Raw genomic sequence first — 14882 nt, forward strand, 5'->3', positions numbered from 1 at the left:
CTAACTGCCTGGTGTATAGCCGCGTGGCCAGACCAACCTGATGTGTAACACTGTGAATAGAACTGCAGATGACGACCAAAACAAGTAAGGGTTTACCTCAAGGATCCCGGGGGCCAGGTCCGGTCCGGTCGTTCTCGCCTTTTTTAGCGCCAGCTGAAAAAGAGCAACTTCACTTCCTATTCAAGGTCGGTGATGGTGCGCCACCAAGCTTCGCCGACGCCCTCCGAGATCTCGCCCGGCAGTATATCGACGATGGCGCGAGCCTCAAGCTCAGGGCAATCTGCCTCCTGGTCGCTGATCTAGTCGAGCAGGGGTGGCGCGTCACGGTCAACGACGGAAATATCCTTTTTGAGCCGCCCGGCATTACACGATCTGGCAGCCAAACGGTCGATGACGTCAAAGCGCGAGTTCGAATTGCGCTGCAGACTGCGCGCCAACGACAACTTAGGGAGCCGTCTGTCGTCTCTTTTATTCGCAAGATGGAAAAGCGTACTGTCAGGTCAAGCGGGCATAAGAGCTCAGTTCTGGATCTTATCGACGACGGGATGGCGCTGTCCAAGGCTTTGTCGGAGATAAATGAGGAAGAGGACGACAAACGACAGGCCGCCCTTGCGGAACTCATTGATCCCGTGATTGAGATTTGCGAGGCTGGAAATTGCTGCCCATACACGGGACTCAAACTAATCGATATATGGCGATACTTCCGTCATACATGGGCACACGAATATCGGCCAATACCGGGCCGACAATTGTTGATCCTGATCCGAAATGCTGCCCGACCAAGGTATCCGATCATTGGCATTGCCATGCTCGCGAGTCCGGTAATGCGCGTAAATGTGCGCGACCGATGGATTGGATGGCTACGAGAGGAAACCAAGCTCCGATTAGAGAGTGGTTCTTTCGATCCCCAAAAGCTTGCTCTGTCGTTGCTCTCACAGTTGGAACAATCGCTCGCTGCCATTCGGTGGGACGATCTAGTGAGGGCGGAGGAGATCGCGGAGCCCAGTGAGGCTACAGTCTTGCGCCTGGAGCAGAAGGCTGCCGGAGCAGCCTATGCCAGGGAAATGGAGTTGCGCTCGCATTTCGACGCCCGCAAGGATCAAGGAGAGCCGATTTCACCGCTGCGAGGCGCGGTCAAGAGCTATGCCAGCGACGCAGATTGGCTGGCGCTATCCAATGATCTCCTATTCATCCGCAAGCGCGCCGAAGTCCTTGCGCAGTTGCTATTTGCTCGGCAGATGTTCCGCGCCGCTCGGCTAGACGAGGAGCCTGCGCTGGCGCTGGAGCAACTGCTGGCCGGTCGTAGCGGTCAACGTGCTATCGATATCGTATTGACCGAGTGCAGGAAGGCCGGATTGTCGAGCAGGATCGCCGACGTCAGCGTCTGCGGAGCGGTCGCTCCTTACAATGAACTACTTGGCGGCAAGCTCGTGGCCTTGCTTTTGGCTTCGGAGGAAGTGCGGTGCGCCTACAAACGTCGATACAGCAATCAGGTCAGCGTAATAGCTTCGCAAATGGCCGGACGCCCCATCTCTAAGCCGGCGGATCTTCGTATTCTCACGACAACCAGCCTCTATGGCATCGGTTCAAGCCAGTACAACCGGCTTTCGGTGCAAGCAAAGAGCAACTCACAATTAAAAACTGATGTCTCCTGGAAGCCGATCGGCAGCAGCCTGACCGGTGGATATGGAACTCTCCATCTCGGAACCGATACCGCAAATGCCCTTCGGTCCATGGCGCAATCTAGGCATTTTTCACGACGCATCAACAACCGTTTCGGCGAGGGCACCAGTCCAAGATTGCGGCAGATGAGAGAGGGTCTCGATGCCCTTGGTCTAGACAGTGACACCATTCTTCACCATGCAACACCGCGGTTGTTCTATGCCTGCGAACTTGGTTCGGAAGCAAGAAAGGCGCTTTTAGGATTATCTAATGCGACTGCTCGAGGCGAGCCCGCCGCTGCGATTGCCGACGCTTGGCGTCAGCGGTGGTTAAGCCCGAGAAGCCGAAGGGCGGAAACCCTCTCGAAGCTGCAAGAACTCGGGCCTCACAGCGTCCAGGCGAGCCTTCACCCGGACGATGTCTCTGACTTGCTCGCGTTCGCTGATGGAAGATAGGGTGCACATCATGAGAATCAAATAGCTCAGGGAGAGCGAGTTGGCTTAGTCCGCTCGAGAACTTCGAATCCCGAAAGAATGAGGCTGGCCAATAGTGGCCGTAGAAGAGCCTCCGGCAGTTGTCCGCCCATACCATACGGGACGAGTTCCATCCAACGCGCGAGCTGCTTTGCGCTTGTCGATAAACCAACGAATTCGAACGAGGAACCATACCTGTTTCCCACCAGCCCGCTTGGGATCGACGGACTTTCGAGCTGCATTTGCGTAACGGCCTGGTCAAGTGCTGGGGGCCATTTCGGCGCGGGCCCGGAGGTAGTGTACGAGTATTTGACGACCGCCGTGAGGTAGTCCTCGAGTTCTTGGCTGTCCACCGCCTCGAGCCTCTCGACAAGTTTCCTAAAGGCCGTCTCGGCATCAATCTCCTTGAAAAGAATAATGGCGATCGATGGGCCAGATGATCGATACCCGGAACCGTCAATGGTGCGTATTCCAATCGAGCGGGTCTTTAGAAGATGAGAAACCAATGGCGGCCAAATTCCATCTTCGAATATCGCAACTGGAAATGCGAAAGCTTCGGCGAAGCGGTTCGCGAGCCAAGTCGTGTCGGCGGCATAAACTAGCTCTTCGCGTGCCGTGCCAGCATGTCGGTCGGTGACCGCCAACTGTATAACACTGAAGCCATCGATCCATTCCCTGAACGCCTTGTTTTCTTCCCTGTTCGGCAGGGGCCAGACGCTCCTACTGCCATCTCTTCGGTATCTGTCGCCTCGAGACAGCCACACTTTGCCCGATCGCGCAGCCCGCTCAAGAATGAGTTCCATCTGCGTTGCTGCTCCGACCCGGCCGGCGCCGCTGGCCGCTTTCGAGAGAGTTTTGATCGAAAGGGGAGGTAAATGGACATCAGCGGGACGATTCTGGCGTTCCTTCAAAGTTTCTCGCAGCCAAGTGACCGCCCAGTCTATATGTTTACGAATCTCCCCTTCGGCCATCGCCGACAATATTGGGCTGGGATCAATAGTATGCTGGCGAACCTCGATAACCGGCATCACCCCCGTTTGATTGCCGCGGGCGCAAGCTATCCCTTCGGATTGCACACCCTGCGAGGAGATGGTCAGTGAGACAGGCGCCTGATGGTTGCACCTATACTGGTTTTTGCAACAGTCTTCGATCAGAGGACCGGTGACGATTTCGCGAGTGCGGCGCGACGTGCAGAACAACGTCGTGCCATAACGCAGTGCCGCATCTCGAAATTCGCGACGAGGCAAGCCGTGTTTGCCGTTCGCACTGACAAGCGCTGCCCTCGGCCGCATCCATTGCCACACCTCATCATAAGCCAGATCACTGTCGATATAGCTGTAGGAGCCGTGATGAGGAACTTTTACGATCTCGCAACCGAGCCCCATGGGATAGCGGGCCATGAGATAAGTGAAGTTTTCAAGATCGCCCGTCAGCAGTAAGCGCTGTGTCCTTAAGCCGGTGCGAGCCTCGACCAACAGCACGATTGAGGTATTGTTCAGGACCGAGTTGCCGAAGAATTCCGGATCAACGCCTTTGGCTTTTGCTTCGTGAGCGACGTCATCGACAGACGCCGGCTGCTCAGAAGTAGGAAGGTTCGGTATCCGGTCCGGCGTAATCTCCGAGGTTGAAATAGCAAAGCGCAAATCAGCGTAAGGGTCCTCGTCATCAGGCTCTTCCTCGACACTTTCCAGCAGCCAACCCATTGGCATTGGCTCCTGCAAGAACAGGCTCAGGGTGTCGCTGCCGAGGAGCAGACGTTCGATAAGCCGGCCTGCCGGGGAAATCACCTTCAGGGACAAATCACCATCCGCACTTGTCCACGTTGCACCTTCGACTGGCCACGAAACGGCACAGGATTCGGGTAAAGCGTTTTGTAAGTCTTCCGTCTTATCGATGCCGCTTGCAACACGCGGCGGGAAAAGCCACGCATGACGCCGAAATGCAGGGACGCAAGGCCCCCAGTAATGGTCGATGGGCAAGGCGCCCTCTCCGCGCACATAAGCGAGGAGCCCATCGACATGATCGGCGTCGCAATGCGTCAGCACGGCAAGGTCGATCGCCGTCGCGTTCAACTCATCAAGAGTTGCCCTCACGCGGGCGGCGCCCTTGACAGGCCCCCCATCGATCAGGATTGTCGACGGCTTGCCTGTCTTTGGAAGCCAGTGCAGGACGAGAGCGTCGCCGTGACCGACATTGATCAGTTCGAGCTTCAGCTCTGCTTCTTTTGCTTTAGCCATTTTGTCTCTCGCCTTAGGCGGTTGCGAGTGCTCTTCCAATTTGGCAGCGATAATTTGTTGGCTAGCATTCGGATTTCAATTCAGACTTGAACGGGTGAAGACGAAGTAAACGAAGCTGGCCGGAACGACGAGCGGGCTACATTGGACTGCCTTGCTCCACCGGCTCGCCAGACTTCGATACGATCGATGATCCATAAGGTTCACGTGACAGAATGATGAGCGCATCGTTCGGAAGCGGGCGAGCAAGCTCCTTTGCTTCCTCCCAAGGCGCTCGCATCCAGATGTCCGTCTCCTCTTTCGTCAGCAACAGAACCGGCATTGCTTTCTCATGGATCGGCTTGACGAGATCGTTGGGATCCGTGGTCAGAAAGCCATAGAGATCGTCGGTCGTGAGCCCGTCCCGAACCTTCCGGACACTTTTCCACTGTGGCACATGGATGCCGGCGAAGAACATCAGCGATTTCGCCTCATCACGGGCAAACCAGGCGTTGGGTACATTACCACCTTCCTGTTTGCTGGCCGGATCCGGCTCGGCAAAACTGGTGACAAGGACGAGGCAACGGTGCTCCACGCCGAACCATCGCGTCCAGTGCGGGAAATTGAGCTTGCGGACGTTCGTCGTGCCGCGGTCGGGCTCCATGCGGATCAGTTCTTCAAGATCGAAGGGCTTGCCCTTGGCTGCGAGTTTCTCGGCCTTGGCTTTGGCCGCTTTTTCCAAGGCGAAGCGAGGCGAAGGCAGGCCCCAGCGGGCGTGCACGAGCTGCTTCTTCCCATCTATAGTGTTGCGGACGATCGGCCCCATTTGGTCGGGATTCATCTGATAGGCCGGCATCAGATTGATCAGGCTTTCTGCGTCCTGTGCCCATTTCGCGACCCAGTCCTTGTCTTCCATCCGATAGAGATTACACATGGCAGCAATCCTCTCCGTTGCGACCGAATGCAGTTTGTTCGGTGTGTTCCTGTTCGCTAGTCGAGCTTGTAAACGGCGGCGTTGTCCTGCCGTTCCCGCAAGCCCTTGTAGGATGGATGACGCAGTTTGCCGTCTCCGGTCCAGGCCCGAAACTCGATCTCTGCAATCAAAGTCGGCTCGACCCAAACGATGTCTGCCTTTTCGGCATAGGGAACAGGCGGCTGCTTCCCCTTCCAGCGCAGCTTGTCCAGCATCTTGCGCAGCCTGATCATCTCAGCTTGCTTGAAGCCCGTACCGACGCTTCCGACATGGACGAGATCAAGACCACGATAGGCGGCAAGCACGAGCGAGCCGAAGCCGGCGGGCGACGCCGTGGATGGCTCATAGCCCACGATCATGAATGCTTCGCTCTGGACACATTTGACCTTCACCCAGTCGCCGGTCCGGCCGGAGCGATAAGGCTGATCGAGATGCTTGCCGACGATGCCTTCGAGGCCAAGGTGGCAGACGTTCTCGAGCAGGACAGTTGGCTCGGCGTCGAGTGTTTCAGAAAGACGGATGGCGCCGTCCTTACCATCGAGCGTGTCCTCAAGAAGATGCCTGCGCGACCGGTATTCGACCCCGCGCAGATCATGCCCATCAAGGTACAAGAGATCGAAGGCATAGAGGGTGGCGTCAGAGGCACGATTGCCAGCCGTTTTTCCGGAGGCACCGAGCGACTGCTGCAGCAACCCAAAGTCCGGCCGCCCTTCTTCGTCAAGTACCACCGCCTCGCCATCAATGATCATCGTGGCCGGCCCGAGCGCCCGGGCAGCCTGCTCGATCGCAGGGAACCGGTGCGTCCAGTCATGGCCGCCACGCGTGAGGATGCGGACCCCTTTCGGCTCGATATGAACCGCGAGCCGATAGCCATCCCATTTCAGCTCCCAGCTCCACTGGTCGCCACGTGGCGGATGCGCCTTCAGTTGCGCGAGCACCGGCTCGACGCGATCAGGCATCGGATCGAACAGAAGCTGTGGCTGTGCGGGATTGCGCTTCCGACGCGGCTTTGAGCGGATCGGAGTTTCGGTATCACGAAGGAGCGGCTTTGATCTCGGTGGCTTCGTCATTGGGAGAGTTCAGCACAAAAATCTTAAGAACATTGTGACGTCTTCACTCCATCCCCGCTATCCACCGGGCAAACCCAATCACCCAAGAGGCCCGCAAAATTTCTTTCTCCCGTACGCGCTTGATTCCGCTTCGAATCTTCAGAATCGCTAATGCTGGGATAATATTCCTCGCTTGACTCTTTGACGGCATAAGAACAAACAATGAACATATAGCCCGTACGACATGATGTCGATCCTTTGAACACGACCTTGAAGGGAGCCGTGAACGATGACTGCTGCCCGCCCCAAGGGGGTCTCTGATGTGATCTGCGACTTGCGCGACCGCATCGCGTCAATGGAGGGCGGATCCGCGAAGCGGGCTGGTGAGCTTTCCTTCGGCGTTCCCGAGATCGATGCAGCGCTGCCTGGCGGAGGTCTTGCTTATGGAGCGCTGCATGAGTTTGCGGGCGGCGGTTCGGGCACCGTCGACGGCGCGGCTGCTGCCCTTTGTGTTGCCGGCATTGCCGCGCGAACCAGAGGCCCCGTCATCTGGTGTCTGACGCGACCGGATCTGTTTTTTCCGGCGCTTGCCCAGGTGGGTCTGCATCCAGACCGCGTCATCTTCGTTGAATCCGACAAGGAAGAGGACGTTCTGGCCAATATGGAGGAAGGCCTTTCCTTCGGCGGACTTGGCGCCGTCGTCGGTGAGCTTGTCCGCCTGCCCATGGTCAGTTCCCGCCGCTTACAGCTTGCAGCCGAGCGAACTGGAACCATGGCGCTCGCGGTCCGGCGATGGCGGCGGCAGACGGAGGCGAACGATTTCGGCCAGCCGACGGCCTCGACGACCAGATGGCGTGTCAGCGTGATGCCGTCGGAAGAGTTGCCGGTAGCGGGCGTGGGCAGGCCCCAATGGTTTCTGGAATTGATGCGCGTGAAAGCGGGTGAGTGTGCTGAGTTTCTCGTGAGGGCGTGCGATGACAAGGGTCGTCTCGATCTATCTTCCGGATCTGCCGACGGAGCGCATTCGTCGAGCCGATCCCTCTATTCCGCCTGAACAGCCAATCGCCGTGATCGCGAGAAGCGGATCGAAGCGATGGGTCTCGGCTGCGGATCCAGCTGCCAGAAAAGCCGGCGTTCATGTCGGCATGGCCGCGGCAAAGGCGCAGTCGCTGTTCCGCGGTCTGATGCTCATCGATGCGGATTCTGGAGCCGACGCCGCCGCGCTCGAGCGCATCACGCTGTGGGCGCTGACGATCTATTCGCCAATCGTCGCCGTCGACGGGATTGATGGTATCGTCATGGATACAGAAGGCGCCGACCACCTGCAGGGTGGTGAACTGCAGATGGTGACGAAGATTGCCAATCAGTTTCTCGCCCGAAAACTGACGGCGCGCGTGGCGGTTGCCGACAGTTGGGGTGCTGCCCATGCTTGCGCCCGCGCAATCAATCGCGAAACGATTGTCGTTCCTCCGGGCGAGACGGCCCGTGCCGTCGAAAAACTGCCGATTTCGCTTCTGCGCCTGCCGTCAAAGATCGTCTCTGATCTGCGCATTCTCGGTTTCCAGACAATCGGCGAGCTTGCCAATACCCCGCGGGCCCCGCTGACATTGCGCTTCGGTCCGGAGGTCGGCCGCCGTCTCGACCAGATGCTCTGTCGTGTCGCCGAGCCGATCGAGCCAATCCGCACCGCAGAGCTGGTTGAAGTCTCCAAGGCCTTCGCCGAACCGATCGGGGCTGCGGAAACAATCAATAAATATGTTGGCCGTCTGGTTGTCCAACTCGTTGACGAACTCCAGAAGCGCGGGCTTGGCGTTCGCCGTGCCGACCTGATCGTCGAGAAGGTCGATGGTACGAGACAGGCCATCCGCGCCGGAACCGCCAGGCCCGCCCGCGATGTCGCCTGGCTGACAAAACTGTTTCGGGACCGGACGGAAAAGATCGAGCCGGGCTTCGGGATCGAAAAGCTGGTCCTGCTCGCCGTGATAACCGAGCCTCTCGAGGAGGCTCAGAAAGCCTCTGCTTTGGTCGAGGATGAGATCACTGATGTCACGCCGCTGATCGACCTCTACGGAAACCGTGGGCAGCGGGTTTATCGCGTCGCACCGGTCGCCTCCGATGTGCCGGAACGCTCCGTCCAGCGGATCAGCCCCGTCGCCGAGCCAGTTGCTGTTGCCTGGGTCAGCCATTGGCGCCGTCCCGTCCGTCTGTTGCCGAGACCGGAACTGATCGAGGCGATTGCGCTGATGCCGGACCGGCCGCCAGTCTCCATCGTCTGGCGTGGCAAACGTCGCAAGGTTAAGCGTGCCGACGGCCCGGAACGCATTTTCGGGGAGTGGTGGCAGCGCGACGCCGAAATGGACGCCGTGCGCGACTACTTTGTCATCGAGGACGAATCCGGTGAGCGCCTTTGGGTGTTCCGCTCCGGCGACGGTGTTGATCCGGATACTGGGTCCCATCGCTGGTTCTGTCACGGGATCTTTGCATGAGCTACGCCGAGCTTCAGGTCACGAGCCATTTTTCATTTCTACGCGGCGCCTCATCTGCGCAGGAGTTGTTCGAGACCGCCAAACAGCTCGGTATCGAGGCACTCGGCGTCGTCGATCGCAATTCTCTCGCAGGCATCGTCCGCGCACTTGAAGCCTCGCGCGCAACGGGTCTGCGTCTGGTTGTTGGCTGTCGCCTCGATCTCGCGGATGGCATGTCGGTTCTGGTCTATCCGATGGACCGAGCTGCCTATTCGCGCCTGACGCGGCTGATCACGCTCGGCAAATCGCGTGGTGGCAAGAACAACTGCATCCTGCACTGGGAGGATGTCATCGCCTATTCGGAAGGCATGATTGGCATTCTGGTGCCGGATCTGCCGGATGATCTTTGCGCTATCCAGTTGCGTAAGATGGCTGAGCTATTTGGCGATCGTGCCTATGTTTCGCTCTGCCTGCGCCGGCGACCGAACGACCAGATGCGACTGCATGAGATTTCCAACATGGCTACGCGGCTCAAGGTGAAGACCGTCGTCACCAATGACGTGCTGTTTCATGAGCCGGGCCGGCGGCAGTTGCAGGACATCGTCACCTGCATCCGGTACAATAGCACGATCGATGATGTCGGTTTCGAGCGGGAGAGGCATGCGGATCGGTTCCTCAAGCCACCGGAGGAGATGGAGCGCCTGTTCCCGCGCTACGAGCAAGCCCTGGCACGAACCATGGAGATCGTCAGGCGCTGCAAGTTTAGCCTCGAGGAGCTCACCTACCAGTACCCGGAGGAGGCGATCGTGCCCGGCAAGGATGCCCAGGCGTCGCTGGAGCATTATGTCTGGGAATGCGTGCCGGATCGCTATCCCGAAGGGCTGCCGCCGGATGTGCTAAAAACCGTGCGGCACGAGCTCGACCTCATCCGCACCATGAAATACGCCCCATACTTTCTGACGGTGTTTTCGATCGTGCGCTTTGCCCGGAGCCAGGGCATTCTCTGTCAGGGCAGGGGATCGGCCGCCAACAGCGCCGTCTGCTATATTCTCGGCATCACATCGATCGATCCCTCGACCAATGATCTCCTCTTCGAGCGTTTCGTCAGCCAGGAACGCGACGAGCCGCCTGATATCGATGTCGACTTCGAGCATGAACGGCGCGAGGAGGTCATACAGTGGATCTACAAGACCTATACCAAGGACAAGGCGGCACTCTGCGCTACCGTCACCCGTTATCGGGCCAAGGGCGCAATCCGCGATGTCGGTAAGGCGCTTGGCCTGCCGGAGGATGTCATCAAAGCGCTATCGTCAGGCATGTGGTCCTGGTCGGAAGAAGTTCCCGACCGAAACATCAGGGAACTCAATCTCAATCCCGAGGACCGGCGTCTGGCGCTCACTCTGAAACTCGCGCGGCAGCTGATGGGTGCGCCTCGGCATCTGGGGCAGCACCCCGGCGGTTTTGTCCTCACCCATGACCGGCTGGACGATCTCGTGCCGATCGAGCCGGCGACGATGAAGGACCGGCAGATCATCGAATGGGACAAGGACGATGTCGAGGCTCTGAAATTCATGAAGGTGGATGTCTTGGCGCTCGGGATGTTGACCTGCATGGCAAAGGCATTCGATCTCATTCGCGAGCACAAGGGCGATGATCTCGATCTGTCGAAAATAAAGCAGGAGGACGCGGCGACCTATGCAATGATCCGCAAGGCTGACACGCTCGGCACCTTCCAGATCGAAAGCCGGGCGCAAATGGCGATGCTGCCGCGCCTGAAACCACGCACTTTCTATGATCTCGTCGTCCAGGTGGCGATCGTCCGCCCCGGTCCAATCCAGGGTGACATGGTGCATCCCTATCTTCGTCGCCGCGAGGGCAAGGAGGACGTCGTCTATCCGACGCCGGAGCTGGAGGCGGTGCTCGGCAAAACCTTGGGCGTGCCGTTGTTTCAGGAGAGCGCCATGCGGGTGGCGATGGTCTGTGCTGGTTTTACCGGCGGTGAGGCCGACCAGCTCAGAAAGAGCATGGCCACCTTCAAATTCACCGGCGGCGTCTCACGGTTCAAGGACAAGCTGGTTTCGGGGATGGTGAAGAATGGCTATTCACCAGAGTTTGCCGAAAAGACCTTTTCGCAGCTGGAAGGCTTTGGCTCATACGGGTTTCCCGAAAGTCACGCGGCCTCCTTTGCGCTGATCGCCTATGCCTCGAACTACATCAAGTGCCATTACCCGGATGTGTTTTGCGCCGCCCTTTTGAACAGTCAGCCGATGGGCTTTTATGCGCCAGCCCAGATCGTTGGCGACGCGATCAAGCATGGCGTTCAGGTGAGGCCGGTCTGCGTCAACCGCTCGCGCTGGGACTGCACGTTGGAAAGGATCGGAAGCAGCGATCGTCATGCTGTGCGGCTGGGTTTCCGGCAGGTGAAGGGATTGGCGGTTGCGGAGGCGGCGCGGATAGTCGCGGCGCGCATGGACAGCCCCTTTGCCTCAGTCGATGACATGTGGCGCCGGTCGAGTGTTCCGACCGAAGCGCTTGTCCAACTGGCAGAGGCCGATGCATTCCTGCCATCGCTCAAGCTCGAGAGGCGCGATGCCCTCTGGGCGATCAAGGCGTTGCGCGACGAGCCGTTACCGTTGTTTGCTGTCGCGACTGAGCGCGAAATGGCAGCGATTGCAGAGCAGCAGGAGCCGGAGGTAGCGCTTCGGCAGATGACGGACGGGCACAACGTCATCGAGGATTACAGCCACACCGGATTGACGCTGCGGCAACATCCGGTCGCCTTCCTGCGCGAGGACCTTTCGGCACGAAATATCATCACCTGCGCAGAGGCAATGAGCGCGCGGGACGGCCGGTGGGTTTATACCGCCGGTCTCGTGCTTGTCCGACAGAAGCCGGGATCAGCCAAAGGCGTCATGTTCATCACCATCGAGGACGAGACCGGGCCCGCCAATGTCGTAGTATGGCCTTCGCTGTTCGAGAAGCGCCGGCGCGTGGTGTTGGGATCTTCGATGATGGCGATCAATGGGCGTATCCAGCGAGAAGGGGAGGTCGTGCACCTCGTCGCACAGCAGCTGTTCGATCTGTCGGGGGACCTTGTCGGGCTAGCTGACCGGGATACTGAGTTCAGACTGCCGTCCGGACGAGGCGATGAATTTGCCCATGGTGGCGTTGGGCCGGATTCTCGGGATGGGCCAAAGCCGGTCGTCCCGCGGGACCTGTTCACGCCGGACCTTCATATCGATACGCTGAAGGTGAAGGCCCGGAATTTTCACTAAAATGCTCAAGCCGAGCGTGCGGAAGGGGCATACACCTCCAAACCGCATTAATCCTCAAGCGTGGAAATTTGCAGGGTGTCGGCGGCAATAGCTTTCGGTGTTGCTTTCGGAAACGGGTGAGTTGGATCGGGAAGCGATGCGAGGCGCGCCTCTGTATCCTGCGTGACATGAAAGCGAAGGCCTGAGACTGGCCCGACGCCATACCGGGCAAAGTACGGCCTTATGAGGTTGTAGCCGCGCTGGTCGCCTGATTGAAAGTGACGAAAGATCCAGTAGGCGATCAAATCCGCCATCTGAATCAGGCGCGATGCCTTGGAATCCAGGAAAAGCGGGACTTCGGCAAAGTTACGAAGTTGCCCGTTGGCATGCCCCACGTGCTTGAACACATGAGACAGGGTTTGAATTTTCTCCTCGTAATTGCTTTTGTCGAGGATGACCAAGCCGCGTTGGGGGTTCTTTTTCTTATAGAGTGTCTTCAGATATCCATCGAAACACGAAGCCACTTCCTCGAAACTCCGAGCCAAAATGTCGTTGGGAGAAAAGAGCTTCTTTTCGATGACACAAGCGTAGACCTTCAACTGCAGCTGCTTGTCGGCCAGTAGCGACAAGATGTCGACGACGGCTTGAACTCTCTCGTTCGGAGGCACCCCTTTCCAGGTACCGTTGCCCGAGCGCATTGGGTTTCCATGGAACTCTATTTCTCGAGGATTGGTCGAGCTGAAGCGCGCCGCTACAGGATCTATCTGGGCTTCCAGCCAATGCGTTTGGCGCTCGAAGATGCTAAACCCGGCAAGGACAAAGAAGTCGGAGCTTGGATCATGCGAGTGACCAGACTCGTCGAGATATAGTAGATGCAACGAATCCCCCTGAAACGAAAAAGCGGACCGCATGCGGTCCGCTCCAATTCGGTAAGCCGAGTGAAACAATCGTTCAACACACCGACGGATCAGCGCTCTCGACTATGACCAATATATATCGGTTGCGTGTCGGCTTTTCAAGGGGCGGCTCCGCATGGCTCGCATTCGCCAACGTCCAGCGCTTCACGTCGTATGTGGCCCGTATCCAGCAGTTGTGGGCACGGACTTTGACCTGGTGACTGGAGCGAAAAGAAGACAGCATAAGGTATCGAGAAACGCGACAAGGTCCGCATCAGTATGATCATTGTTGGTCGGAGGCGTCTATTGAAGCGTCCCAATCCCGCTCTTGATGGATGGCTTCCTGATCCGGCCCCGGATCTCCGTCGATCAACCCGCTGACGGGGTCCGCTAGCAAGCTGCGGCCGCTTTGGCTGCGCCTTCGCGGTGATCGCGACCGGTTCCGGACACTGACGGGAGCCATCGAGCGGGGAATGGCCCGCTCCAAAGATGGAGCCTCAGATGCACACCGATCTTTCCCTCGCGCAGAACCACGCCTTTCAGCTCGCCCGCACCCTGATGGTTCCAGTCACGCTGTTCAGGTCCGGCGACGAGTTCGGCGTTCTGCCGAGCGACGAACTCGATGACGAAGACGATCTGGAGATCGTGCATGAATTCCATCCCTGGCCGGCTCATTGAGCCGGCATTTTCCTCTCCGAGGTGCCGCTTGCGAGCGGCAGGCGGCAAGGGAAGCTTCGCCGCGCCTTGGCACCGACGGTAGGTGCCAAGCTGCAGATCAGCAGATTGCCATCCGCGCCCTTGCCCCTTTGCTCTTCGCGGACTGCCGGAAACGGTCCCGCAAATTGCGGGAGACATGAATCTGGAGAGAAGGGCGGACGCGAAAGCGCCGGGAAAATAATGAAGAAACAGAAGCTGGAAGAACTTCGGGACCGTGTCCTGTGCGCAGCCTTGTTGGAACAGGCTGGCTTTGCCATCGACGTCAAGGAAAGCACCCGCAAGGCATTAAAATACCGGCGCGGTGCGGAAATTGTCATCGTCATCCATGGAGGAAGGGGATGGTTCGATCCGCTGTCCGACGCGAAAGGAGATATCTTCGGTCTTGCGGAGTATCTGGACGGCATCACTTTTGTCGAGGCGCTCGACCGGGTTGCCGAGCTGATCGGCGTCATCGCCAGGAGTCCTGCCTGGTCTCGCCCGGCCGGGAAGCCCGCGCATAGCAGTTCCGCCTCGGAACGGTGGACCAAACGACGTCGCCCGTGGCAAGGGTCGATGACCTGGCGCTATCTGCGCACCGAGCGCTGCCTCCCTGTAACGATCATCCAGGAGGCCATCCGCAGTGATGGTCTCCGGGAAGGCCCTTACGGCAGCATGTGGGCTGCGCATGTCAATGACGAAGGCGGCGTCACTGGCTGGGAGGAGCGAGGCCCGGAGTGGCGCGCATTTTCAACGGGCGGATCGAAAGTGCTGTTTCGCCTTGGTTCCTCCGACGCCCTGCGTCTTTGCGTCACCGAGGCGGCGATCGACGCCATGAGCCTTGCGGCATTCGAGGGACTTCGTGAGGGCAGCCTCTACCTCAGCACCGGCGGTGGATGGTCGCCGGCGACGGACGCCGCGGTCCGCAAACTCGCCGCACGTCCTGGTGTTGTTCTGGTCGCGGCGACCGACGCCAATAGTCAGGGTGAGATCTTTGCCGGCCGGCTTCGTGACATTGCCGATGAGGTCGGCTGCGACTGGTTGCGAATGACGCCGCCGGCCGAGGACTGGAATGACGCACTGAAAGCGCGAGAAGAAGAAAAGAAGGAAAGGACAGTGAGGGCAGGAAGAGGAGGCCTGCCGCATGCCCGCCGGCCGCATCAAGGGTGAAGCTTCGCCCGGCTGTGCCGGCCCTTGACCCGTC

General features: G+C 58.8%; 10 protein-coding genes. 6 read left to right on the forward strand and 4 right to left on the reverse strand.

Annotated elements, in window-relative coordinates:
* The first annotated feature begins 68 nt into the window (after positions 1-68).
* A complete protein-coding gene (locus tag BLP23_RS27555) occupies positions 69-2117 on the forward strand; it encodes a Druantia anti-phage system protein DruA (RefSeq protein ID WP_092587917.1) in 2049 nt (682 codons plus the stop codon).
* A 26-nt stretch (positions 2118-2143) separates the two neighbouring features.
* Here the strand turns inward: BLP23_RS27555 and BLP23_RS27560 are convergent, their stop codons facing one another.
* The 3 genes from BLP23_RS27560 to ligD all read right to left on the reverse strand — a co-directional run bounded on the left by BLP23_RS27560 (position 2144) and on the right by ligD (position 6391).
* Positions 2144-4372 (reverse strand): ComEC/Rec2 family competence protein, encoded by a 2229-nt coding sequence (locus BLP23_RS27560; protein WP_092587918.1) that lies wholly within the window; start codon positions 4370-4372, stop codon positions 2144-2146.
* A gap of 136 nt (positions 4373-4508) precedes the next feature.
* Complete coding sequence (locus tag BLP23_RS27565; protein ID WP_092587919.1) at positions 4509-5282, reverse strand: SOS response-associated peptidase family protein; 774 nt, start codon at positions 5280-5282, stop codon at positions 4509-4511.
* Positions 5283-5338: 56 nt separating this feature from the next.
* Positions 5339-6391, reverse strand: a complete 1053-nt coding sequence (ligD, locus tag BLP23_RS27570; RefSeq protein WP_092587920.1) for a non-homologous end-joining DNA ligase — start codon at positions 6389-6391, stop codon at positions 5339-5341.
* 268 nt (positions 6392-6659) lie between these two features.
* On the opposite strand from ligD, the gene BLP23_RS27575 reads away from it, so the two are divergent.
* From BLP23_RS27575 to BLP23_RS27585, 3 genes are read left to right on the forward strand one after another with little or no spacing between them, the layout of a single operon-like run.
* Positions 6660-7424, forward strand: coding sequence for an ImuA family protein (locus BLP23_RS27575; protein ID WP_092587921.1), 765 nt, complete (start codon positions 6660-6662; stop codon positions 7422-7424).
* Entirely contained in the window at positions 7345-8856 is a 1512-nt protein-coding gene (locus BLP23_RS27580; RefSeq protein ID WP_167363999.1) for a Y-family DNA polymerase, read from the forward strand. Before BLP23_RS27575 ends, BLP23_RS27580 begins: the two co-directional genes overlap by 80 nt.
* On the forward strand, positions 8853-12110 hold the full coding sequence (locus BLP23_RS27585; RefSeq protein WP_092587922.1) for an error-prone DNA polymerase: 3258 nt from the start codon (positions 8853-8855) through the stop codon (positions 12108-12110). The genes BLP23_RS27580 and BLP23_RS27585 overlap by 4 nt, the downstream gene beginning before the upstream one ends.
* 47 nt (positions 12111-12157) lie before the next feature.
* Here BLP23_RS27585 and BLP23_RS27590 read toward each other — a convergent pair whose 3' ends face one another.
* Entirely contained in the window at positions 12158-13000 is an 843-nt protein-coding gene (locus BLP23_RS27590; protein WP_092587923.1) for a DUF3800 domain-containing protein, read from the reverse strand.
* A gap of 486 nt (positions 13001-13486) precedes the next feature.
* Here BLP23_RS27590 and BLP23_RS33890 point away from each other — a divergent pair, with 486 nt between their 5' ends.
* Both BLP23_RS33890 and BLP23_RS27595 read left to right on the forward strand, forming a co-directional pair.
* Entirely contained in the window at positions 13487-13663 is a 177-nt protein-coding gene (locus tag BLP23_RS33890; RefSeq protein WP_167364000.1) for a hypothetical protein, read from the forward strand.
* A gap of 219 nt (positions 13664-13882) precedes the next feature.
* Positions 13883-14848, forward strand: a complete 966-nt coding sequence (locus tag BLP23_RS27595) for a DUF3991 and toprim domain-containing protein (RefSeq protein ID WP_092587924.1) — start codon at positions 13883-13885, stop codon at positions 14846-14848.
* Positions 14849-14882 lie beyond the last annotated feature (34 nt).

Origin of the sequence: Rhizobium mongolense subsp. loessense (assembly GCF_900099775.1) — a bacterium.
In the GTDB taxonomy this organism is placed as follows: Bacteria; Pseudomonadota; Alphaproteobacteria; order Rhizobiales; family Rhizobiaceae; genus Rhizobium; species Rhizobium loessense.